Origin of the sequence: Achromobacter anxifer (assembly GCF_903652925.1) — a bacterium.
GTDB lineage: Bacteria > Pseudomonadota > Gammaproteobacteria > Burkholderiales > Burkholderiaceae_B > Achromobacter > Achromobacter anxifer.
The window spans coordinates 172404-194125 of the sequence record NZ_CAHLAR010000002.1 but is presented as its reverse complement, the minus strand read 5'-3'; the positions used below and the strand labels follow the sequence as shown (position 1 = coordinate 194125).

25 protein-coding genes are annotated in these 21722 nt (G+C 67.2%); 8 read left to right on the top strand and 17 right to left on the bottom strand.

Features of this window, described 5'->3' with window-relative positions; all coding sequences use genetic code 11:
- Positions 1–69: 69 nt before the first annotated feature.
- Positions 70–483: a DUF4168 domain-containing protein gene (locus HWY37_RS06110; protein WP_176088135.1), complete on the top strand. Its 414-nt coding sequence runs from the start codon at positions 70–72 to the stop codon at positions 481–483.
- A gap of 36 nt (positions 484–519) precedes the next feature.
- On the opposite strand, the gene HWY37_RS06105 is transcribed toward HWY37_RS06110, so the two are convergent.
- Complete coding sequence (locus tag HWY37_RS06105) at positions 520–954, bottom strand: helix-turn-helix domain-containing protein (protein WP_176088134.1); 435 nt, start codon at positions 952–954, stop codon at positions 520–522.
- A 79-nt stretch (positions 955–1033) separates the two neighbouring features.
- Between HWY37_RS06105 and HWY37_RS06100 the strand changes: the two genes are divergently transcribed.
- Complete coding sequence (locus tag HWY37_RS06100) at positions 1034–1528, top strand: DUF2938 domain-containing protein (protein WP_175210734.1); 495 nt, start codon at positions 1034–1036, stop codon at positions 1526–1528.
- Between the two features lie 58 nt (positions 1529–1586).
- Positions 1587–2285 (top strand): glutathione S-transferase family protein, encoded by a 699-nt coding sequence (locus HWY37_RS06095; protein ID WP_176088133.1) that lies wholly within the window; start codon positions 1587–1589, stop codon positions 2283–2285.
- Positions 2286–2342: 57 nt separating this feature from the next.
- On the opposite strand, the gene HWY37_RS06090 is transcribed toward HWY37_RS06095, so the two are convergent.
- The 6 genes from HWY37_RS06090 to HWY37_RS06065 form a co-directional block, all read right to left on the bottom strand.
- On the bottom strand, positions 2343–3104 hold the full coding sequence (locus tag HWY37_RS06090) for an ABC transporter permease (protein ID WP_176088132.1): 762 nt from the start codon (positions 3102–3104) through the stop codon (positions 2343–2345).
- Complete coding sequence (locus HWY37_RS06085; protein WP_175210728.1) at positions 3101–4024, bottom strand: ABC transporter ATP-binding protein; 924 nt, start codon at positions 4022–4024, stop codon at positions 3101–3103. Before HWY37_RS06085 ends, HWY37_RS06090 begins: the two co-directional genes overlap by 4 nt.
- 104 nt (positions 4025–4128) lie before the next feature.
- Complete coding sequence (locus HWY37_RS06080) at positions 4129–5058, bottom strand: dihydrodipicolinate synthase family protein (protein ID WP_175210726.1); 930 nt, start codon at positions 5056–5058, stop codon at positions 4129–4131.
- Positions 5059–5060: 2 nt separating this feature from the next.
- Positions 5061–6233: an L-rhamnonate dehydratase gene (locus tag HWY37_RS06075; RefSeq protein ID WP_175210724.1), complete on the bottom strand. Its 1173-nt coding sequence runs from the start codon at positions 6231–6233 to the stop codon at positions 5061–5063.
- Positions 6234–6278: 45 nt separating this feature from the next.
- Positions 6279–7313, bottom strand: coding sequence for a 4-hydroxythreonine-4-phosphate dehydrogenase PdxA (locus HWY37_RS06070; RefSeq protein ID WP_176088131.1), 1035 nt, complete (start codon positions 7311–7313; stop codon positions 6279–6281).
- A gap of 7 nt (positions 7314–7320) precedes the next feature.
- A complete protein-coding gene (locus HWY37_RS06065) occupies positions 7321–8295 on the bottom strand; it encodes a Bug family tripartite tricarboxylate transporter substrate binding protein (RefSeq protein WP_175210719.1) in 975 nt (324 codons plus the stop codon).
- 126 nt (positions 8296–8421) lie between these two features.
- Between HWY37_RS06065 and HWY37_RS06060 the strand changes: the two genes are divergently transcribed.
- The gene (locus HWY37_RS06060; protein WP_175210717.1) at positions 8422–9351 is read left to right on the top strand and encodes a LysR family transcriptional regulator; all 930 of its coding nucleotides are present in this window, start codon (positions 8422–8424) and stop codon (positions 9349–9351) included.
- Positions 9352–9461: 110 nt separating this feature from the next.
- Entirely contained in the window at positions 9462–9803 is a 342-nt protein-coding gene (locus HWY37_RS06055; protein ID WP_175210715.1) for a zinc ribbon domain-containing protein YjdM, read from the top strand.
- 75 nt (positions 9804–9878) lie between these two features.
- Here HWY37_RS06055 and HWY37_RS06050 read toward each other — a convergent pair whose 3' ends face one another.
- From HWY37_RS06050 to HWY37_RS06005, 10 genes are all read right to left on the bottom strand, one after another.
- Positions 9879–10115: a hypothetical protein gene (locus HWY37_RS06050; RefSeq protein WP_176088130.1), complete on the bottom strand. Its 237-nt coding sequence runs from the start codon at positions 10113–10115 to the stop codon at positions 9879–9881.
- A gap of 15 nt (positions 10116–10130) precedes the next feature.
- A complete protein-coding gene (locus tag HWY37_RS06045; protein ID WP_175210712.1) occupies positions 10131–10340 on the bottom strand; it encodes a FixH family protein in 210 nt (69 codons plus the stop codon).
- Between the two features lie 20 nt (positions 10341–10360).
- The gene (ccoG, locus tag HWY37_RS06040) at positions 10361–11851 is read right to left on the bottom strand and encodes a cytochrome c oxidase accessory protein CcoG (protein WP_176088129.1); all 1491 of its coding nucleotides are present in this window, start codon (positions 11849–11851) and stop codon (positions 10361–10363) included.
- 74 nt (positions 11852–11925) lie between these two features.
- Positions 11926–12876: a cytochrome-c oxidase, cbb3-type subunit III gene (gene ccoP / locus HWY37_RS06035; RefSeq protein ID WP_176088128.1), complete on the bottom strand. Its 951-nt coding sequence runs from the start codon at positions 12874–12876 to the stop codon at positions 11926–11928.
- Positions 12873–13049, bottom strand: coding sequence for a cbb3-type cytochrome oxidase subunit 3 (locus HWY37_RS06030; RefSeq protein ID WP_175210706.1), 177 nt, complete (start codon positions 13047–13049; stop codon positions 12873–12875). Before HWY37_RS06030 ends, ccoP begins: the two co-directional genes overlap by 4 nt.
- A gap of 2 nt (positions 13050–13051) precedes the next feature.
- The gene (gene ccoO / locus HWY37_RS06025; RefSeq protein ID WP_175210704.1) at positions 13052–13774 is read right to left on the bottom strand and encodes a cytochrome-c oxidase, cbb3-type subunit II; all 723 of its coding nucleotides are present in this window, start codon (positions 13772–13774) and stop codon (positions 13052–13054) included.
- A 10-nt stretch (positions 13775–13784) separates the two neighbouring features.
- The gene (gene ccoN, locus HWY37_RS06020; protein WP_176088127.1) at positions 13785–15272 is read right to left on the bottom strand and encodes a cytochrome-c oxidase, cbb3-type subunit I; all 1488 of its coding nucleotides are present in this window, start codon (positions 15270–15272) and stop codon (positions 13785–13787) included.
- Positions 15273–15431: 159 nt separating this feature from the next.
- A complete protein-coding gene (gene ccoS, locus HWY37_RS06015) occupies positions 15432–15593 on the bottom strand; it encodes a cbb3-type cytochrome oxidase assembly protein CcoS (protein WP_175210700.1) in 162 nt (53 codons plus the stop codon).
- Positions 15590–16564, bottom strand: a complete 975-nt coding sequence (locus HWY37_RS06010) for a P-type ATPase actuator domain-containing protein (RefSeq protein WP_176088126.1) — start codon at positions 16562–16564, stop codon at positions 15590–15592. Before HWY37_RS06010 ends, ccoS begins: the two co-directional genes overlap by 4 nt.
- 74 nt (positions 16565–16638) lie before the next feature.
- Positions 16639–17907, bottom strand: coding sequence for an adenosylmethionine--8-amino-7-oxononanoate transaminase (locus tag HWY37_RS06005; RefSeq protein ID WP_175210695.1), 1269 nt, complete (start codon positions 17905–17907; stop codon positions 16639–16641).
- Positions 17908–18051: 144 nt separating this feature from the next.
- Here HWY37_RS06005 and HWY37_RS06000 point away from each other — a divergent pair, with 144 nt between their 5' ends.
- From HWY37_RS06000 to bioD, 3 genes are read left to right on the top strand one after another with little or no spacing between them, the layout of a single operon-like run.
- Entirely contained in the window at positions 18052–19239 is a 1188-nt protein-coding gene (locus HWY37_RS06000) for an aminotransferase class I/II-fold pyridoxal phosphate-dependent enzyme (protein ID WP_176088125.1), read from the top strand.
- Positions 19240–19253: 14 nt separating this feature from the next.
- Positions 19254–19922, top strand: coding sequence for an alpha/beta fold hydrolase (locus HWY37_RS05995; RefSeq protein ID WP_176088479.1), 669 nt, complete (start codon positions 19254–19256; stop codon positions 19920–19922).
- Complete coding sequence (gene bioD / locus HWY37_RS05990; protein ID WP_425485008.1) at positions 19922–21355, top strand: dethiobiotin synthase; 1434 nt, start codon at positions 19922–19924, stop codon at positions 21353–21355. The genes HWY37_RS05995 and bioD overlap by 1 nt, the downstream gene beginning before the upstream one ends.
- Positions 21356–21722 lie beyond the last annotated feature (367 nt).

Here is a 21722-nt window from a genome sequence, read left to right as displayed (position 1 = left end):
GCGAAACTTGCCCCACCGGCGGCCGGATCGTCATCATGGTCCGACATTCAACCGGAACAAGGAGGTTTCATGCAGCGTTCCACTTACGCATTCCTGTCCGCCGCCGTACTGGCGACGGCGCTGTCCGGTGCCCCCGCCCTTGCACAGCAGGCCAGCCAGCCGCAAGGCCAGACGCAGGCTCAACCGCGCATGGCGCCCCCGCCCGCGATCAAGCCGACCGACCAGCAATTGCAGCGCTTCGCGTCGGCATCGCAAAAGATTTCCGGCGTGGTCGACGAATACCGCCCCAAGGTCGACGCCGCCAAGACTGACGAAGCCAAGCAGAAGGTCGTCGAGGAAGCCGACGCCAAGATGGTGAAGCTGGTGCAGGCCGACGGCCTGAGCGTCGAGGAATTCAATGGCATCGGCCAGGCCGTGCAACAGGATCCTCAGCTCAAGCAGCGCCTGATGAACATGGGCAAGGGCGCGCCCGCAACGAAGTAAGGCTCTCCGAGAGCTAGCCCTGGCGCCATCCGTTCGCTATGAACGGATGGCGTTTTTTTGCCTGCCGCCTGCCGCCCTGCCCTGCTTCACCCTGCCGGCGGCGGCCTTGAGCAGGCGCTGGAAAGTCGGGCATTGCGCATGGTTGGCGGCGGGACATACCGCCGCGTGGCGCAGGCCCTGGCTCATGGCGCGCAGCCGCTTGATGGTCGCGTCTATGCTGTCGGCCTTGTCCAGCAGCAACTGCCTGTCCACCCGCAGCGCGCCCTCGGGAGACAGCATCGCCTGGATCTCGTCCAGCGACAGCCCCCCGGCCTGCCCCAGGGCGATCAGCGCCAGCTGATCCAGCACCCCGGGGGCAAAGCGGCGGCGCTCGCCAGCCGCGCTGACCGCGCTGATCAAGCCCTTGTTCTCGTAGAACCGCAGCGTGGAGGCCGGCAGGCCCGTGCGCCGGGCGACTTCCGAGATATCCATCTTGCACCTCTTGACTTGAAGTTGACTTCAACTTCTATCATGCCCACAAACGATGGTTTCCTCAATGGAAGGACAGGACATGGTATCGATGGAAGTGGCGGCAAAAGTGATGGCGGTCGGGATCGGCGCGACGATCGTGATGGATGTCTGGGGCATGATCCAGAAGGCCCTGGGCATGCCCACGCTGGGGTACGCGCTGGTCGGCCGGTGGGCAGGACATCTGTGCCGCGGCAAGTTCGCGCACGAGCAGATCGGCCGGGCCGAGCCGATCCCTGGCGAATCGCCGCTGGGGTGGACGATCCACTACGCCGTGGGCCTCGTTTTCGCGGCGCTGCTGGTCGCCATCGAGGGCGTGGCGTGGCTGCGCGATCCCACCTGGCTGCCCGCGCTGGCCGTGGGCCTGGCGACCGTGGTCATGCCGTTTTTCCTGATGCAGCCCGCCATGGGCGCCGGGATCGCCGCGTCCCGCACGCCCACGCCCTGGAAGAACCGCCTGCGCAGCCTGGCGACGCACGCGCTGTTCGGCTGCGGCCTGTATCTGTCCGCGGCGCTGCTCAAGATGGTCTGGAGATAAGGGGACCGGTTATCCTGTGGCCGTGACCCTCACCGACACGTAGAAGGAGCGCGGTATCTTGACCCCGGAACTCACTCTCTATGACCTGGCCGGCGCCGACGCGTCGCTGCGCTTCAGCCCGCATTGCTGGAAGACCCACATGGCGCTGGCCCACAAGGGACTGGCCGCCACTACCGTGCCCTGGCGCTTCACCGAAAAGGAAGCCATAGACTTCTCCGGCCAGAAGCTGGTGCCGGTGCTGGTGCATGGCGCGCACGTGGTCAGCGATTCCTGGCAAATCGCCAACTACCTGGAAGACACCTTCCCCGAGCGGCCCTCGCTGTTCGGCGGCGCCAGCGGCCGCGCGCTGAGCCTGTTCGTGAACTCATGGGCCGACACCACGCTGGTGCCCACGCTGGCGCGGCTGCTGCTGCCCAGCATCCATGGCTTGATCCACGACAAGGACCGCGAGTATTTCCGCGCCACGCGGGAAAAGCGCTTCGGCAAACTGGAAGACCTGCCCGCGGGCTACGAGGATCAGATCGCGGCGCTACGCGCCGCGCTGCTGCCCCTGCGGCAGATGCTGGGCAAGCAGCCCTATCTGGCGGGTGCGGAACCCGCCTATGCCGACTATGCGGTGTTTGGCATGTTCATGTGGGCGCGCTGCACCAGCGCGCTGGAGCTGCTGGCCGAGGACGACCCCGTCCATGCCTGGCGCGAGCGGCTGCTCGACGCCCACGAGGGCCTGGCGCGCCGCGCGCCCACGGCGCAATCCTGAACGGCCGCCGGCCCAGCGCCGGCGGCCTCGGGTTTTCAAGCCGCAGGTCTTCAAGCCTCAGGTCTTCAAGCGATAACCGGTCTTGAAGATCCAGCGCACGCCGACCAGGCAGGCCAGCAGGAACACCAGCGTCATGCTCACGCTGACGCCGACGCTCACGTCCGCCACGCCGTAGAAGGCCCAGCGGAACCCGCTGACCAGGTAGACCACCGGGTTGAACAGCGTGGCGGTCTGCCAGAACGGCGGCAGCATCTTGATGGAATAGAAGGTGCCGCCCAGGAAGGTCAGCGGCGTGATGATCATCAGCGGGATGATCTGCAGCTTTTCAAAGCCATCGGCCCAGATGCCGATGATGAAGCCGAACAGGCTGAAGGTCACCGCCGTCAACACCAGGAAACCCAGCATCCAGAAAGGGTGTGCGATCTCGAACGAGACGAAGAGCCGCGCCGTGGCCAGCATGATGAGCCCCAGGATGATGGACTTGCTGGCGGCGGCGCCCACATAGCCCATGACGATCTCCACGTAGGAGATGGGCGCCGAGTGGATCTCGTAGATGGTGCCCGAGAAGCGCGGCATGTAGATGCCGAAGGACGCGTTGGCGATGCTCTGCGTCAGCAGCGACAGCATGATCATGCCGGGCACGATGAAGGCGCCGTAGCTCACGCCGTCGATCTCGACCATGTGCGAGCCGATGGCGGAGCCGAACACCACGAAATACAGCGAGGTGGAGATCACGGGCGACAGCACGCTCTGCATCAGCGTGCGCCACGCGCGGGCCATTTCAAACAGGTAGATAGCGCGGATGGCGTAGAAGTTCATGATTGACCGTGCACCAGGCTGACAAAGATATCCTCAAGCGAACTTTCCGACGAATTCAGGTCCGTGAATTCGATCTCCAGCCGCGAGAGCTCGTGCAGCAGCCGGGAGATTTCCCCGCCGCCCTGGTTGTCGTAGGTATAGACCAGCTTGTGGCCATTGTCGGACAGCTCCAGCTGGAAGCCTTCCAGCGCCGTGGGTATGCCGGGCAGCGGCGCCTTCAGGGTCAGCGCCAGCTGGCGCTTGCCCAGCTTGGCCATGAGCGTGTGCTTTTCCTCGACCAGGATGATCTCGCCCTTGCGGATCACGCCGATGCGGTCGGCCATTTCCTGGGCTTCCTCGATGTAGTGCGTGGTCAGGATGATGGTGACGCCGCTTTCGCGCAGCCGCCGCACCATTTCCCACATGCCGCGCCGCAGCTCCACGTCCACGCCGGCGGTGGGCTCGTCCAGGAACAGGATCGCGGGCTCGTGCGACAAGGCCTTGGCGATCATGACGCGCCGCTTCATGCCGCCCGACAGGGCCATGATGCGGCTGTCCTTCTTGTCCCACAGCGACAGGTCGCGCAGCACCTTCTCGACGTAGGCGTGGTCGGTCGGCTTGCCGAACAGGCCGCGGCTGAAGTTGACGGTGTTCCAGACGCTTTCGAACGCGTCGGTGGAGATCTCCTGGGGCACCAAGCCGATCTTGGCGCGGGCCGCGCGGAACTCCGTGACGATGTCGTGGCCGTCGGCCAGCACGCGGCCGGCGGTGGGGTTGACGATGCCGCAGATGATGCTGATCAACGTGGTCTTGCCCGCGCCGTTGGGTCCGAGCAGGGCGAAGATTTCGCCGCGCTGGATATCCAGGTTCACGCTCTTGAGCGCCTGGAATCCCGAAGCGTACCGTTTGGATAGATCCTGAACTGAAATGACCGGCTGCACACTCGCCCCCGACTGGATGGATAGCCAGGGATTTTACCCGTCACGCCTGATGGGCTTGTTCGGCGTGACGGAACAGTGTGTTTGGCGAGCTGAGCAGTCCCTGCTCAACGCCCCCACCGCAGGACCAGCGGGTCCAGCCGGCCCGCAGTCTCCAGCAGGCCCTGCCGGACCTCCGCGCGCATGGCCGGCCACGGGTGGCGCGGCGCATCGCAGGCGATCACGCCGCCGGCCTTCATCAGGGCCTTGGCCGTGAGGATGCCGCCCTGCCGGTTCTCATAATTGATCAGCGGAAGCCAGCGCTCGTACAGGCGGTAGGCCTCGTCGCGCTTGCCGGCGCGATGCGCCTCGATGATGGGCCGCAGGCCGTCGGCGAAGCCGCCGCCCGTCATGGAACCGGTGGCGCCGGCGTCCAGGTCGGGCAGCAGGGTGATGGCCTCCTCGCCGTCCCAGGGCCCTTCCACGGCCTCGCCGCCCAGCGCGATCAGGTCGCGCAGCTTGCTGGCCGCGCCTGCCGTCTCGATCTTGAAGTAGGCCACGTGCTCGATCTCGCGCGCCATCCGCGCCAACGCCGCGGCCGAAAGCGGCGTGCCCGCGACCGGCGCGTCCTGGATCATGATGGGGATGTCCACCGCGTCCGACACGCGCTGGAAGAAGCCCGTCACCTGTTCCTCGGACACGCGGATCGTCGCGCCGTGGTACGGCGGCATGATCATCAGCATCGCGGCGCCCTGCTCCTGCGCGCGGCGGCTGCGCGCGGCGCAGACCTGGGTACTGAAATGCGTGGTCGTCACGATGACCGGCACGCGGCCAGCCACGTGCTCCAGAATGGTCCGCGTCAGGATCTCGCGTTCCTCGTCCGACAGCACGAACTGCTCGGAAAAATTCGCCAGGATGCAAAGGCCGTCGACGCCCGAATCGATCATGAAATCCACCGCGCGCTTCTGGCTGGGCAGGTCCAGCTCGCCGGACTCGGTGAAGGTGGTGGGAACGACGGGGAATATGCCGCGATAGCGCGGGTTCTGATAGGTAGCCATGTTCATTCGATGATGTTGAAGTCTTTGAGGTATTCCGTCTTCAGCGTCAGGCCCAGCCCCGGCTTGTTGTCGTCCAGGTCGATGAAGCCTTCCTTGGCCACCGGCTCGCCGTCGAAGATGTAATAGAACAGCTCGTTGCCGACTTCCACGTCGAACATCGGGAAGTACTCGCTCATGGGCGAGGCCAGCGTGCTCATCGTCAGGTGGTAGTTGTGCATCTGGCCGGCGTGCGGCACCACCGGCACGCTGTAGGCCTCGCACAGCGCGTTGATCTTGTGCGCGGCCGTGATGCCGCCCACGCGGTTGGTGTCGTACTGCACCACCGACACCGCCTTGCGATCCAGCAGCTGCTTGAAGCCGTACAGCGAGAACTCGTGTTCGCCGCCCGAGATCGGAATCGAGGTCAGCTGGTTCAGTTCCGCATAGCCGTCGATATCGTCGGCGATGACGGGCTCCTCCAGCCAGCGCGGCTCGAACTTTTCCAGCTTGGGCAGGATGCGCTTGGCGTATTCCAGGTTCCAGCCCATATAGCATTCCAGCATCAGGTCGGTGTCGTAGCCGATCACCTCGCGCACCGCCTCGACCGACTTCAGATTCTCGGACACGCCCTTCTGCAGGTGCGCCGGGCCATAGCCGAAACGCATCTTGAAGGCCGTGAAGCCTTGGTCCAGATAGGTCTGGGCCTCTTCCTGCATAGCCTTCAGGTCGGTGCGGTAGAGCTTGGAGTAGTAGACCGGGATCTTCTCCTTGGTGCGGCCGCCCAGCAGCTTGAAGACGGGCTTGTTCACCGACTTGCCCAGGATGTCCCAGATGGCCAGGTCCACCGCCGAGATCGCCGCCATGGTCACGCCCTTGCGGCCCCAGGCATGGGTCGACCGGTACATGCGCTGCCACAGGTATTCGTAGTCCCAGGGGTCCTGCCCGATCACCAGCGGAGCCAGGTACTGGTCGATGATGGCCTTGGCCACGCGCGGCGCCAGCGCCACGTTGCCCAGGCCCACGATGCCGTCGTCCGTCTCCACCTCGACCACGGTCCAGCCATGGAAGCGGAACGTGCTCATGGTTTCCTGCTTGGAATACAGCAGGTCCATGGCATTGGAGCAGAAGTTGCCCTGCGGCGGCACGGTCTTGCCGGTCCATTCGTAGACGCGGGCGCGGACGGATTTGATCTTCATGAGGATTTCCTGCTTGAAATTTGGGTATGGAATGAAAGCGGCGGATCAGGCGGCTGGCGCGTGCGCGGCGCGGTGCGACAGGCCCATGCGGCAGGCGATGAGGAAGGCCTGCCAGGTGGCGTCGAGATTGGCTTTGCCCTGGCCGGCGATGTCGTAGGCGGTGCCATGCGCCGGCGTGGTGATGGGGATGGGCAGGCCGCCCTGCACCGTCACCCCGCGCGAGAAGCCCAGCAGCTTGATCGCGATCTGGCCCTGGTCGTGGTACATGGTGACGATGGCCTGGAACTCGCCTGCCTGCGCCTTCAGGAAAATGGTGTCGGCAGGGAACGGCCCCTGCACCGGCAGGCCTTCGTCGTTCAGCTGGCGCACGGCCGGCGCGATGATGTCGACCTCTTCTCGGCCGCAGGTGCCGCCGTCGCCGCCATGCGGGTTGAAGGCCGCCACCGCCACGCGCGGCTCGGCCACGCCGTTGGCCTGCAGCGAACGGTAGATCAGCCGGGTCGCGTCCTTGATGCCGTCGATGCTGAGCGCCGCCGCGGCATTCTTCAATGGAATGTGCGAGGACACGCGCGAGGTCCACAGATCGCCCAGCGTGTTGAATTCGCAGAAGTACCCGGTCACGCCCAGGTACTTCGCGAAGTGGTGCAGCTCGTCGTCGTGTCCCAGGCCGCCCAGCTTCATGGCGTACTTGTTCAGGGGCGCGAAGCAGATGGCGTCGACATGGCCGTCGCGCGCCGCGTCCATGCAGGCATTGAGCACCCGCAGCACCGACGCGCCGCCGGCCGCCTCGGCCTGGCCGACATGCACCTGGGCGGGCTCGATGGTGTCCATCGCCAGCCAGGCGGGCGCGCCGGTGTCCGGCCGGCCGCGCACCGCCTCGATGCTGTCCACGGCTTGCGTCGCAACCTGCACGCCCGCCACCCGCTGGCCTTCGCGCCACAGCCACTCATCGCCCACCAGCACGATGTTGGCGCGCTGCGTGGCTTCGGCCCGGGCCAACAGGCGGGCGATCAGTTCGGCGCCGATGCCGGCGGGGTCGCCCAGGGTCAGGGCGATGACGGGTTTCTGCTGCGTGCTCATGTCAGGGTCATTCCACGGAAATGTTGTTCTTCTTGATGACGGCGGCGTAGCGCTGGTTCTCGGTCTTGTGGAACTGCGCAAACTGCTCCTGGCTCATCGGGTTGATGTCGGCGCCGATCGCCTGCAGGCGGGCCTGGGTGTCGGGCAGGGCCAGGATGCCGTTGACGGCGTCGTGAATGCGTTTCTGGTTGGCGGCGGGCGTGGCGCTGGGCATGTAGATGCCGTACCAGGCGCTCATTTCCACGCCGGGCACGCCGGCCTCGGCCATGGTCGGCACGTCGGGCAGCTGGGCGTTGCGCTTGGCGCTCAGCACGGCCAGCGCGCGCACCTTGCCGCTCTTGATGTGGGGAATGACGGAGGACGCGGTCTCGAACGCGATCTGGACCTGTCCGCCCATCAGGTCCACCAGCGCCGGGCCGCTGCCGCGGTACGGGATGTGGATCATCTCGACGCCGGTGGCGTCTTTGAACAGCTCGGCGGCGATGTGCTGGGTGCTGCCAGAGCCGCTGCTGGCGAAGTTGTAGGTGCCCGGCTTGCTCTTGAGCAGCGCGATCAGCTCCTGCACCGATTTGGCGGGGACGTCGTTGTTGACCACCAGGATGTTGGGCACGGCGCCCACGAACACCACCGGCGACAGATCACGGTCGTTGTCATAGCCCAGCTTCAGCAGATGCGGCGCGATGGCGTGGGCGGTCGACACGCCCATCACCATGGTGTGGCCGTCCGTCGACTTGGCGGTCAGGTCGGCCGCCAGGGTATTGGAGGCGCCCGGCTTGTTCTCGACCACCACGGTCTGCTTGAGCAAGGGGCCCAGCTTGTCCGCCACCGCCCGCGCCATGGCGTCGGTGCCCCCGCCCGGGGCGGACCCCACCAGCAGGCGCATGGGCTTGTTGGGCCAGTCGGCGCCTTGCGCCTGGGCCGGCGCCAGGGCCGCCAGGCTCAGCGCGCCGGCCGCCATCGCGGCCAATAGCCGAATCTTCATGGTTGTCTCCTTGGGTGATGTTTTCTTGCCCTGGATGGGCAATCTTTTGTGGGTCCATCTTAAAAAGAAGCTTCGTTTCCGTAAAATGAAACTTTTGCACCAATCGTTCACCTGAGGCGATCAATCATGGAACGCGCGATCCACGTCCCCACCCTGCTGGCCCGGCTGCGCATGCGGCAGATCGTCCTGCTGTTGGCGATCGAGGAACGCGGCACGCTGCGCGCCGCCGCCAGCCAGCTCAACATGACCCAGTCCGCGGCCAGCAAGATGCTGCACGAACTGGAGCTGGCCATCGGCCAGCCGCTGTTCGGACGGGTCGGTCGCGGCCTGGCGCTGACGGCCGCCGGCGAATGCGTGATGGGGTATTTCCGCGGCATGCGCGGGACGGTCTCTTCCCTGGCCCGCGAACTGGAGGAGCTGCGCCTGGGCAGCGCGGGCAAGCTGTTCATAGGCAGCATCATGGCGGCCTCGCCCGGCCACCTGACCGACGCCCTGCTACGTCTGAAAGAAACCTATCCGCTGCTGGCGGTGGAGATCTCCACCGGCACCAGCGACCTGCTGATGGACCGCATGAACGAAGGCAAGCTGGACGTGGTGATCGGCCGCATGCTGACGCCGTCGGACAGCCAGTACGTGTTCCGTCCCATCGGCGACGAGGCCCTGTCCGTGATCGCGGCGGTGGACCATCCGCTGGCCGGCCGCAAGCGCGTGAGCTTCGACGCCATGCTGGCCTATCCCTGGGTGTTGCAGCCTCACGGCAGCCCGATGCGCGAGGTCATCGAGCACGAATTCCGCTCGCACGACGCCAGCACGCCCAGGGGGCTGATCGAGTCGGCCTCCATCCTGACCACCACCAACCTGGCGATGAAGTCCACGATGCTGGGCGTGATTCCCGAATCGGTGGCGAGCCGCTATGCGGCCCATGGCCTGCTGGCCATCCTGCCCTACCAGATCCGGCAAAGCCTGACGGCCTTCGGCAGCATCGTGCCCAGGGACCGGCCGCTGACCGCGGCGGCGCGGCATTTCGTGAGCCTGCTGCATGGCGATGCGGTTTGAGAACACGCAAAACACGGGGAAAAACGGCCCGCGCCGAGGCGAAACGCATGTTGCAGCGCAGTACAATCACGTGTTGCGCATCGCGCGCTGTTTTTATTTGAGGTCCGCTCGTGAGCGCATTGCCCGCCTGTCCGAAGTGCCAGTCCGAATACACCTACGAAGACGGCGCCGCCTATGTCTGCCCGGAATGCGCGCATGAATGGCCGATGCAGGCCGCCGAGCCTGCCGAGGAAGCGGGCAAGGTCTACCGCGATTCGGCCGGCAACGTGCTGCAGGACGGCGACACCGTCACCGTCATCAAGGACCTGAAGCTGAAGGGCTCCGGCGGCACGATCAAGATGGGCACCAAGGTCAAGGGCATCCGCCTGGTCGACGGCGACCACGACATCGATTGCAAGATCGACGGCTTCGGCGCAATGAGCCTGAAGTCGGAGTTCGTGAAGAAGGTCTAGCAGCGCGGCGCATGATGGGTTACGCGCGTTGAAGCTTCCGGGGTCCTGCCGGAAGTCTTGCGCGCTGCACCCATCCTACAGATCCTCGTTTTCTTCCGCCTTTGGCATCAGGTACGCGGTCAGCGTGCTGGACAGCCCGGCCATCACCCATAACACGAAGAAGGACACGGTGTAGAAGCCGGTGCGTCCGGTAGGCACGTGCCCGAAGATCGCCACGTCCAGAGGATCGATCAGGGCGAAGATCAGCGCGCTCCCCGCCGCGGCCGCCATGAAGGACGGCCACAGGATCCACATCAATGATCGCAAGCCCATCTGTCGTTCTCCCCGTTACGGATTGGCGCCGGGCGCGGCCTGCTCGATGACCAGGCCGCGCTTGACCACGCCTTCCTGGATCGGCTGATTGCTGAAATTGCTGAAGGCGAAATAGATCGTGATGAAGCAACCGATCATGGCGGCGAACGGGCCGGCCATGAGGATCCAGGGCCAGGGTTCGCGGTACCAGGGCTTGACGGCTTTGACGGATTGGGCTGCGGTCATGGAGTTGTCCTCTTCAGTGCTCAGTCGGGTACGTAGAAACTGGCGGCCTCGTCGGTCTCGACCGGACGGTTCGCGCCGTCCTGGCCGCGCGCGCGCAGCGTGATGGCATGGGCGCCGGGCTGCGCGCCGGCAGGCGCGCGGATGACCATCGGCACCAGCTTGTTGGCCGAGGCTTCCACCTCGACCGTGTCGGAACCCTGCTGTCCGGCCAGCACGGCCAGGCCGGGCATGCCCTCCGCCGACAGGCGCAGGTGCAGCGGCGTATCCGAGGTATTGATCAATTGCAGGCGGTACACGTTCTCGATCTGGCCGCCCGCCACTTCCCGCCCCAGCGCGCCACGGTCGCGGATCACGTCGACCCGCAGGGGGTTGCGCATTGCCAGCGAGGCTACGAAAGCAATGGCCAGCCCCAGGATCAGCGTGCCGTAGATCAGCACGCGCGGACGCAGCAGGTGCGAGCGCGCGCTCTTGGTGGACAGCCCATCCAGCATGGCGCGTTCCGAGGTGTAGCGGATCAGCCCGGGCTCGTACTGCATCTTGTCCATGACCTGTTCGCAGGCGTCGATACAGGCGCCGCAGCCTATGCACATGTATTGCAGGCCGTCGCGGATGTCGATGCCGGTCGGACAGACCTGCACGCACAGGCTGCAATCGACGCAGTCGCCCAGCCCGGCGGCCTTGTGGTCGACCTTGCGCGAACGCCCGCCCCGCGGATCGCCGCGGCGCTTGTCGTAGGTGACGACGAAGGTGTCCGGGTCCACCATCACGCTCTGGAAGCGCGCGTACGGGCACATGTACTTGCACACCGATTCGCGCATGAAGCCGGCGTTGCCCCAGGTGGCGAAGCCGTAGAACAGCATCCAGAACCACTGCCAGGGACCGAGCTGCAGCGTGAACAGCTCATGACCCAGCTCGCGGATCGGCGCGAAGTAGCCGATGAAGGTGGAACCCGTCCACCAGGCCAGCGCGATCCACAGGAAATGCTTGGTGATCTTCAGGCGCGCCTTGCGCCAGGTCCAGGGCGATTCGTCCAGGCGGATGCGCGCCACGCGGTCGCCTTCGACCTTGCGTTCGATCCACATGAAGATCTCGGTATAGACGGTCTGCGGACAGGCATAGCCGCAGAACAGCCGCCCGGCCACCGCCGTGAACAGGAACAGCGCCAGCGCCGAGATCACCAGCAGCACGGCCAGGTACACCACGTCCTGCGGCCACAGCACCAGGCCGAACAGATAGAACTTGCGCGCGCCCAGGTCGAACAGCACGGCCTGGCGGCCGTTCCATTGCAGCCACGGCAGGCCGTAGAAGATCAGCTGGGTAAGAAAGACGAACGCGATGCGCCAGCGGGCGAAGATGCCGCTGACGGACCGCGGGTAGATCTTGCTGCGCACGCCCGCCAGCGTCTGTTCCAGGGTCTCCTGCCCGGGACGCGGCGGCCGCACGTGCGGCCGCCAGGGCGGCGGGTCGCCGTCAGGCGTAGTGCCGACCCTTGCGGCTGACCCATCTTCCATTTGCTGCTCCCTGCTTCAAGTCTGGTTATGTGGGGCCACGTCGCGCGCGGCCCCCTTCACGCTCAGCGCCGCCCTTACTTCGCGGCTGTCTCGGCCGGCTTGGCGGCGGCCGCCTCCGGCTTGTTCGACAGGCCCCACACCCACGCCGTCAGAAGCTTGATCTGCTCGGGGGTCAGGATGTCGCCATGCGCCGGCATGCGGTTGTCGCGGCCGTCAAGAATGGTCTTGACGATGGTGGCTTCCGAACTGCCGTAGAGCCAGATGTCGTCCGTCAGGTTGGGCGCGCCCAGCGCCTGGTTGCCCTTGCCGTCGACGCCGTGACAGGCCACGCAGTAGTTGGCGAACTCGCGCTTGCCGCGGAACACGCGCACCGGATCGGCCGTCAGGCCCGACAGCGAACGCACGTACTGGGCGATGTCGCCGGCGGTCTTGGCGTCGATCGCGGCCTTCCACGGCGGCATCACGCCGACGCGGCCCTGGGTGATGGTCTGCATGATGGCTTCGGGCGTGCCGCCGTGCAGCCAGTCGCCGTCGGTCAGGTTGGGAAAGCTGGGGCCGCCCTTGGCGTCCGAGCCATGGCATTGCGCGCAGGTGTTCAGGAACAGGCGCTGGCCGATTTCGCGGGCGCCCGGATCCTGCGCGATCTGCGGGATGTCCATGGTTTCAAAGCGCGCGTAGATGGGACGCACGGCCTCGGCCATCTTGGCCTGCTGCTTGGCGACTTCCTCGGCGCTGCTGTAGCCCAACTGGCCCTTGTACTCGCCCAAGCCCGGCATGAAGAACAGGTAGCCCAGCGCGAAGGCGCAGGCCAGCAGGTACATCCAGGTCCACCAGCCCGGCACCGGGTTGTTCAGCTCGGTCAGGTCGCCGTCCCAGACGTGGCCGGTGTCCTCGACCTTGCCGTTGGCCGGCTTGGTGCTGAGCCAGCGGCGCTGCGTGTACAGCAGCCACACGCACCAGACCACGCCGCCCACGGCGACGATCGAGATGAAATACCCCCAGAAGCCATTGACGAAATCGCTCATGACCGATTCGCTCCATCTTGTTGTCCCTGCCCGAACTCATCGGGCAGTGCGAACGGCAGCATGGCCGATTCGCGGTTGGCGCTCTGGCGGCCGCGCGAGCAGGCCCACCAGACGATGCCGAAAAAAGTTGCCATCGAGATTGCCGTGACGATCGCGCTCAGGTAGGCCAGCATGATCAGCCTCCCGTGGCCGCGGGCGCGGCGGGTTGTGCTGCGGGTTGTGCCGCGGACTGGGCAGCCTTCTTCGCCGCTTCCGCCTGTTCGGCCTGCTTGGCCTTGCGCATGCCCACGCCCAGCCCTTGCAGGTAGGCGACCAGCGCGTCTTCCTCGGTCTTGCCCTCGATGGCCTTGGGAGCCGCGGCGATTTCCTCGTCCGAGTAGGGCACGCCCAGCTTGCGCAGGGCGCGCATGCGGTCGCTCACGTTCTCGCCGGTGATGACCGTCTTTTCCAGCCAGGGATAGGCCGGCATGTTGGATTCCGGCACCACCTTGCGCGGATCGCGCAGGTGGATGCGGTGCCAGTCGTCGGAGTAGCGTTCGCCCACGCGCGCCAGGTCGGGACCGGTGCGCTTGGAGCCCCACAGGAAGGGATGGTCGAAGACCGATTCCGCGGCCACCGAGTACGGGCCGTAGCGTTGCACTTCCGCGGCCAGCACCCGCACCTGCTGCGAGTGGCAGCCGACGCAGCCTTCGCGGATGTAGACGTCGCGGCCCATCAGGCGCAGCGCGCTGTAGGGTTCGACCCCGGCCACGGCCTGGGTCGTGCTGTGCTGGAAGAACAGCGGAACGATCTGGACCAGGCCCGCGAAGGACACCACCAGGATGCTGGCGATGATCATCCAGCCGATGTTCTTCTCGAGCGTCTCGTGAGAAAAGAAGCCGTGTTGCTTGTTGGCCATGATGTCCTCGTCAAACAGTGGCCGGCACGGCGGTCGCGGGGACCGACTGGCGTGCGGCATGGGGATCGTCCAGGGGAATGGCGGGGTTGACCGGGCGCGCGCCGCGCACCGTCATCCACACGTTCCAGGCCATGACGAACACACCCGACAGGAACAGCGTGCCGCCCAGCAAACGGATCAGGTAGTACGGAACGCGCGTCTTCAGTTCTTCCACGAAGCTGTAGACCAGGGTGCCGTCGCTGGCGGTGTCGCGCCACATCAGGCCCTGCTGCACGCCGGCGATCCACATGGCGGCGATGTACAGCACCACGCCGATGGTCGCGATCCAGAAGTGCAGCTCAATGGCCTTGACGCTATGCATCTTCTCGCGGCCATAGAGGCGCGGGATCAGGTAGTAGAGCGAGCCGAAGGAGATCATGGCGACCCAGCCCAGCGCGCCCGAGTGCACGTGGCCGATGGTCCAGTCCGTGTAGTGCGACAGCGCGTTGACGGTGCGGATCGACATCATCGAGCCTTCGAAGGTCGACATGCCGTAGAACGACAGCGCCGTCACCATGAACTTCAGGATCGGATCGGTGCGCAGCTTGTACCAGGCGCCCTGCAGAGTCATGATGCCGTTGATCATGCCGCCCCAGGACGGCGCCAGCAGGATCAGCGAGAACGTCATGCCCAGCGACTGGGTCCAGTCGGGCAGCGAGGTGTACAGCAGATGGTGCGGGCCCGCCCACATGTACGTGAAGGCCAGCGCCCAGAAGTGGACGATGGACAGGCGGTACGAATAGATGGGGCGGCCGGCCTGCTTGGGCACGAAGTAGTACATCATGCCCAGGAAGCTGGTGGTCAGGAAGAAGCCCACCGCGTTATGGCCGTACCACCACTGCACCATGGCGTCCTGCACGCCGGCATAGGCGGAATAGGACTTCCACATCGACACCGGCATCTCGATGTTGTTGAAGATGTGGAGGATGGCGATGGTCAGGATGTACGAGCCGAAGAACCAGTTGGCCACGTAGATGTGCTTGGTGCGGCGCTTGATGATGGTGCCGAAGAACACGATGGCGTAGGCCACCCAGACCAGGGTGATCAGGATGTCGATGGGCCATTCCAGTTCGGCGTATTCCTTGCTGCTGGTGAAACCCATGGGCAAGGTGATGGCGGCGGCGACGATGACGATCTGCCAGCCCCAGAACGTGAAAGCGGCCAGCCGGTCGCAGAACAGGCGCGCCTGACAGGTGCGCTGGACCACGTAGTACGACGTGGCGAACAACGCGCTGCCGCCGAACGCGAAAATCACCGCGTTGGTGTGCAGCGGACGCAGGCGGCCGTAGCTCAGCCATGCGATATCAAAGTTCAGCTGCGGCCAGATCAGCTGCGCCGCGAGAAAAACGCCCACGGCCATGCCGACGATGCCCCACACTACCGTCATGAGCGCGAACTGCCTCACGATCTTGTAGTTGAAGGTGTCGGCCTTGCTTGCGATTGCAGCGCAATCGTTCATCGCCCTTCCCCCAAAGTAACAGATAGCTCCAGGTTCCGATGATGGGACTAGTCACTCAAGGCGGCGTTGATCTGGATCAAGCATCTCGTTACACGCAGGGGAACGCGGCATGGAAGCAACGCGTCACGGCGTGACATCAAGCAGGGATCCGCGCGGCGCTCAGCCGCGGCTGGCGGGGCCGCTGTCGTCGTCGAGCAAGATGGCCTGGCCCGCGTCGTCGGTGTCGTCGTACTGGCCGTTGAAGACGGCCCACCACAGCGACACGCCGATGGCCAGCACGAACAGCAGGGACAAGGGCAGCAGGAGATAGAGAATGGTCATTGCGCCGCTTCCAACGCGGCGCCGGGCGCCGGCGCGCCGGACCAGTCGCGGCGGCACAGGCGCCACGAGTTATAGGCCACCGCCAGCGAGGACAGCAGCATGGTGATGGCGGCCAGCCAGGGCGTGACCCAGCCGACCAGCGCCAGCGGCGTCATCAGCAGATGCCAGACCAGCGAGCCGTACAGGTTCTGGCGCGCGCGGCGGCGTGCCTCGCCCAGCAGTTCGTCCAGCGCGGCGTCCGGCATGTTGGGGTGCGCGGCCAGCGCCGAATGGGCCGAGGCCATGGCGGTGGGCACCGCCATCGACATGGCGCAGGGGCAGCTCATCACCAGCAGCGCCACCATCACGGGAATGCTGTGCGCGGGATCGATGTAGGCCCAGGCAGCCGCGGCGGCCAGCGCCAGCGCCACCTGCGCCATGACGAAGCGCGAGGCCAGGCGGTCGGCGCGCGCCCCCAGGTCCAAGCGCTGCGCTTCGACGCGCTCGTGGCGCAGTCCGCCGGCAGCCCCGCCGAAGGACTGGCGGGCGCACAGTTCCAGGTAGCGCGCGGTCAACAGGAAGGCCACGAACATCGTGACCGAATCGAAATACACCTCGCCCCGCCCGGTATAGGTGGCGTGGACGCTGGGAATGAAGGCGGCGACGATGCCCAGGGCCACCGGCACGTCCATGCCGGCGCGGCCATGGCGCAGGTTGTCGCCCGCGTGGCGCCAGATCGGCCAGGCCGAATAGACCACCACCGGCACGGTCAGCGCGAAGCTGGCCCAGTTCATCAGCACGATGGCCCAGTCCAGGGTTTCGAGGGCGTCGGCGGGCATGCTTTCATGCCGCAGATAGCCGGGCCACGCGAACATCATCACCTGCATCATCGCCAGCCACGCCAGCGACAGGCGCACCAGCGCATGGCGGCGCTGCTGGCGGTCGGCGGCGGACAGGCTGGCCGGGACGGCGAAGATCGATTTTGCTCGCATGCGCCGATGGTAGTCAGCAAGCCGCGGGCGCGCCTTGATCTGGATCAAGGCGGCATCCGCGGCTTTGCAGCGGCTCAGGGACGCTCGCGCCTCAACACGTCCACCACCGCCCGCATCAGGCTGGCCAGCTCGTCCTCTGAAATCGTCAGCGCCGGGGTCAGGTAGACCACGTTGCCGAACGGCCGCACCCAGACGCCGGCCTCCACCAGGCGCCGCTTCAGGGCCTCGCGGTCGGCAATGCCGTCCAGCTCGACCACGCCGATCGCGCCCAGCACCCGCACGTCGCGCACCCAGGGCAGCTCGCGGCACGGTTCCAGCCCGGCCGCCAGCGCAACCGAGATGGCCTGCGCCTGCGCCAGCCGCGGCTCGGTTTCGAACAGGTCCAGCGAGGCATTGGCCGCGGCGCAGGCCAGCGCGTTGCCCATGAAAGTGGGACCGTGCATCAGCGCGTGGGACGGGTCGTCGGACCAGAAGGCCTCGAACACCCGGCTGCTGGCCACGGTGGCGGCCAGCGGCAAGGTGCCGCCGGTCAGCGCCTTGGACAAGGTCACGATGTCGGGGCGGATGCCGGCCTGCTCGAAGGCGAACAGGGTGCCGGTGCGACCGAAGCCGGTGAAGATCTCGTCGAAGATCAGCAGCAGGCCGTGCCGGTCGGCCAGGCGGCGCAGGCGCCGCAGCACTTCCGGCTCGTGCAGCAGCATGCCGCCCGCGCCCTGCACCAGCGGCTCGACCAGGATGCCGGCCAGCCGCGAACCGTGGACTTCCAGATGGGCCTCCAGCGCCGCCAACTGCGCCTCGCTGCGCGGCAGGTCGACGATATCGTGCTCCGCCAGCATGCCCCGGTACAGGCTGTGCATGCCTTCGTCCGGATCGCAGACCGCCATGGTGCCGAAGGTGTCGCCGTGATAGCCGCCGCGGAAAGCCAGGAACCGGCTGCGGCCCCGCTCGCCCCGGTTCAGCCAGAACTGCAGGGCCATCTTCATGGCGACTTCCACCGCCACCGATCCGGAATCGGTGTAGAAGACGCGGTCCAGCCCCGGCCCCAGCATGGCGGCCAGGCGGCGCGCCAGCTTCAGCGCCGGCTCATGCGTCAGGCCGCCGAACATGACGTGCGGCATGGCGTCCAGCTGCGCGCGCACCGCCTGGGCGATGTGCGGATGGTTGTAGCCGTGGCAGGCCGTCCACCAGGACGCCACCCCGTCGATCAGGCTGCGGCCGTCGGCCAGCTCCAGCCGGCAGCCGTGGCTGCGCACCACCGGCAGCGGCGGCGTCGCCGTCTTCATTTGGGCATAGGGGAGCCAGATATGGGGTTGGCCCTGGGCCACCCAGTCGGGCGTGTGCATGATTCACCTCTCGATACCGGCGGCGCGCCCGGGCCTGCCGGCAGCCAGGGCCTGACGAGGGCGGCGCCCGCCTCCACTACAATGGCTCGCATTCTACGGCCTGGCGCGGGCGCTCTCCCTGCCCGGCCGCCGCCGGAAATATTGATGTCCAAGCTGGATCCGCTTTTCTCCTCTGAATTGGCGCGCGCCGAAACGCGCCGTGTGCGCCGCCGCCTGCGCACCGCCAGCGCCGCCGCGCCGGGCCGTCTGGTGCTTGACGGCCAGCCCGTCCTGAACTTCTCCAGCAACGACTACCTGGGCCTGTCGCGGCATCCGCTACTGGTCGAACGGTCGCGCGAATGGACGGCCCGCCACGGCGCGGGCGCCCAGGCCTCGCGCCTGGTGACGGGCAACCTGGACCTGCACGAACAGGTCGAAGCCAAGCTGGCCCGGCTCAAGGGCACCGAGGCCGCGCTGCTGCTGGCCTCGGGCTGGCAGGCCAACGCCGCCGTGCTGCCCGCCCTGCTGCGCGCCGTCGCCAGCCAGGGCGAAGTCGAGCTGTACGCCGACAAGCTCAACCATGCCAGCCTGCACCACGGCTGCCAGGCGGCGGGCGTGAAGCAGATCCGTTTCCGGCACAACGACCTGGAACATCTGGAAAGCCTGCTGGCGGCCAGGGCGCAGAACGCCGCCGGCCAGCCCGTGACCCGATTCATCGTCACCGAAAGCGTGTTCAGCATGGACGGCGACCGGACCGACGTGGAGCGGCTGGCCGCCCTGGCCGACCGCTACCAGGCCTTCGTCTACCTGGACGAAGCGCACGCCACCGGCGTGCTGGGTCCGCGCGGCATGGGGCTGGCGGGGCTGGCGCCCGGCCGGATCGACCTGGCCATGGGCACCTTCAGCAAGGCGCTGGGCGGATTCGGCGCCTATGTCGCCGGTTCGCGCGCGCTTTGCGACTACCTGATCAACGCCTGCTCCGGCTTCATCTACACCACGGCGCTGCCGCCCGCGGTACTGGGCGCCATGGACGCGGCGCTGGACCTGGTGCCCACGCTGGACGCTGAGCGCGCCCGGCTGGCGGCGGCGGGCGACAATCTGCGAGCCGCATTGCGCGGCATGGGCCTGGACACCGGCGCGTCGTCCACCCAGATCGTTCCGGCCATCGTCGGCGACGAAGCCCGCGCCCTGGCGCTGGCGGCCGGACTGGAACAACGCGGCCTGCTGGCCGTGGCCATCCGCCCGCCCACCGTGCCCGCCGGCACCAGCCGCCTGCGCGTCACGCTCAGCGCGGCGCACCGCGACGTGGACGTGGCGCGGCTGATCGACGGCTTCGCCGCCGCGCTGGCGTGAAGCGCGCCGCTCGCATGCAAGCCGGCCTGTCCCGCCCCACCCTGCTGTTCGTCCATGGCTGGGCCTTCGACGCCTCGGTCTGGACCGCCTTGCGCGCCGAACTGCGGGACTGGCCCCAGGCCGTGTTCGACGCCGGCTACTACGGCGCCGCGCAGGAACCCGCCGTCGACGGCCCGGTGCTGGCCATCGGCCACTCGCTGGGCGCGCTGCGTCTCTTGCGCGAGCCGCCGGCAAACTGCCTGGGCCTGGTGTCCATCAACGGCTTCTCGCGCTTCGCGGCCGGCCCCGGCTTTGAAGCCGGCGTGGCGCCGCGCATGCTGGAGCGCATGGCCAGGCGCCTGGACGCGGCCCCCGCGGCCGTGCTGCGCGACTTCCGCCAGCGCTGCGGCGACGAATCCGATTTCGGCGAGCCCAGGCTGGCGCCGCTGGCGCGCGACCTGCAGGCGCTGCGCGACGAAGACCGGCGCGACGCCCTGGCCGCGCTGCCGGCGCCGCTGCTGGTCCTGGCCGGATCGGAAGATCCCATCGTTCCCGCAGCCATGACGCAGGCGGCCTACGCCGGCCGGCCCGATGCGCAGCGCCATGACCGGGAAGGCGGCGGCCACCTGCTGCCCGTCACGGACGCGCCCTGGTGCGCGGCCCATATCCGCGCCTTCATTTCCCGCCTGGCGGACGCCGCATGATGCAGGCGTGGCGCAATGACGAGGTCGGCGCGCGCTTCGGCGCCGCGGCCGACCTCTATGAAGCACACGCGCCGATCCAGCGCATGGCCGCCGAGCGGCTGGCCAGCGACATCGCCCTGCTGCCCCTGCCGCCCCATCCGCGCATCCTGGAGATCGGCTGCGGCACCGGCCTGCTGACCCGCGCGCTGGCGCGGCGCATCGGCCCGGCCGACTGGACGGTCACCGACATCGCCCCCGGCATGCTCGCGGCCGCGCGGCAAGGAGCCGCACTGCCCGGCATTGCCCGCTACCAGTTGCTGGACGGCGAACACCCGGCAGGCCTGCCGGGCGGCTACGACCTGATCTGCTCCAGCCTGGCGGTGCAGTGGTTTGCCGACCTGAATGCTGGGTTGGGCCGGCTGGCCGCGCTGCTGGCGCGGGGCGGTTGCCTGGCCGTGGCGACGCTGGCCGCCGGCACGTTCCAGGAATGGCAGACCGCCCATGCCGCGGCCGGTTTCGCCGCCGCGACGCCGCCCTATCCCTCGCCCGCCGCCATCCTTCCGGACTGCGGCAATCTGATGGGTGGCGTGCGCAGTGAGCGGCTGATACAAGATCATCCAGACGGCCTGCATTTCCTGCGCGGCCTGAAAGGCATAGGCGCCACCACGCCCGCGCCCGGACGCCCGCCGCTAGGCGCGGCGCAGTTGCGGCGCGTGCTGGCGGCGTTTGACGAACAAGGAGCCGGGGTGACCTATCACCTGGCCTACGGTATGTGGAAAAAAGCAAACAATCGCCCCGCCGGGGTTTTCGTGACCGGCACTGACACCGGCATCGGCAAGACCCTGGTGTCCGCCATCCTCGCGCGCGCCTGGAACGCGGACTACTGGAAACCGGTGCAGACTGGCGTGGCGGAAGAGCCCGGCGACACCGAAACCGTGGCGCAGCTGGCCGGCTTGCCGCCCGAGCGCCTGCACCTGCCCGCCTACGTGCTGCAGGCGCCGCTGTCGCCCTGGGCCGCGGCCACGCTGGAAGACACCGTCGTCGACGCCACCAGCATCGTCCCGCCGGCCACGCAGGCGCCGCTGATCGTCGAAGGCGCCGGCGGCCTCTATGTGCCGATCGACGACAGCCACATGATGATCGACCTGATCGCGCGCCTGGACATGCCCGTGGTGCTGGCCGCGCGCAGCGGGCTGGGCACCATCAACCACACCCTGCTCAGCCTGGAAGCCCTCAAGCGCCGCGGCATTCCCGTGCTGGGCGTCGTCATGAGCGGCCCCCTGTCGGCCGGCAACAAGGAAGCCATCGAGCGCTTCGGCGAGGTCCGCGTGCTGGCGGAGATTCCGCCGCTGTCCAAGGTCGATGCGCAGACCGTGGCAACGCTGGCCAGCGGCATCCCGCCGCTCGCCGAATGCCTGCAAACGCTGGGCGGCGCGCCGGCGGTGGCTGGCTGAGAGCAGACCGGCCGCCCGGGCCGGCCAAGAGCAGCCCCCCGCCTTGACCGGCCGGTTTCCGGGGCCGGAGCCGTTACGCATTCGTACAAAATAAATTCCGCGCGCGGACGCTTCTGCCGCGGCCGGCCGAATGCCGCTTCAGCCTTTCCCGTCCATCCGGATGCCGGCAAAAGTCTCATGCAAAGCATGAACTTCCCGAGGAAGATCCAAGGCCTCTACATCCAAAGGCCACATCCGAATTCTCAAACCGCCGCCGGCCGGGATGGCTGATCGCGGCCGGCGGCCGTTGTTGACTACTAACGCAACACAACGATAGATTTCCGCCACATTGGCAGTTCGATTCGCAGGTAGCTGGACGTGCAGGACT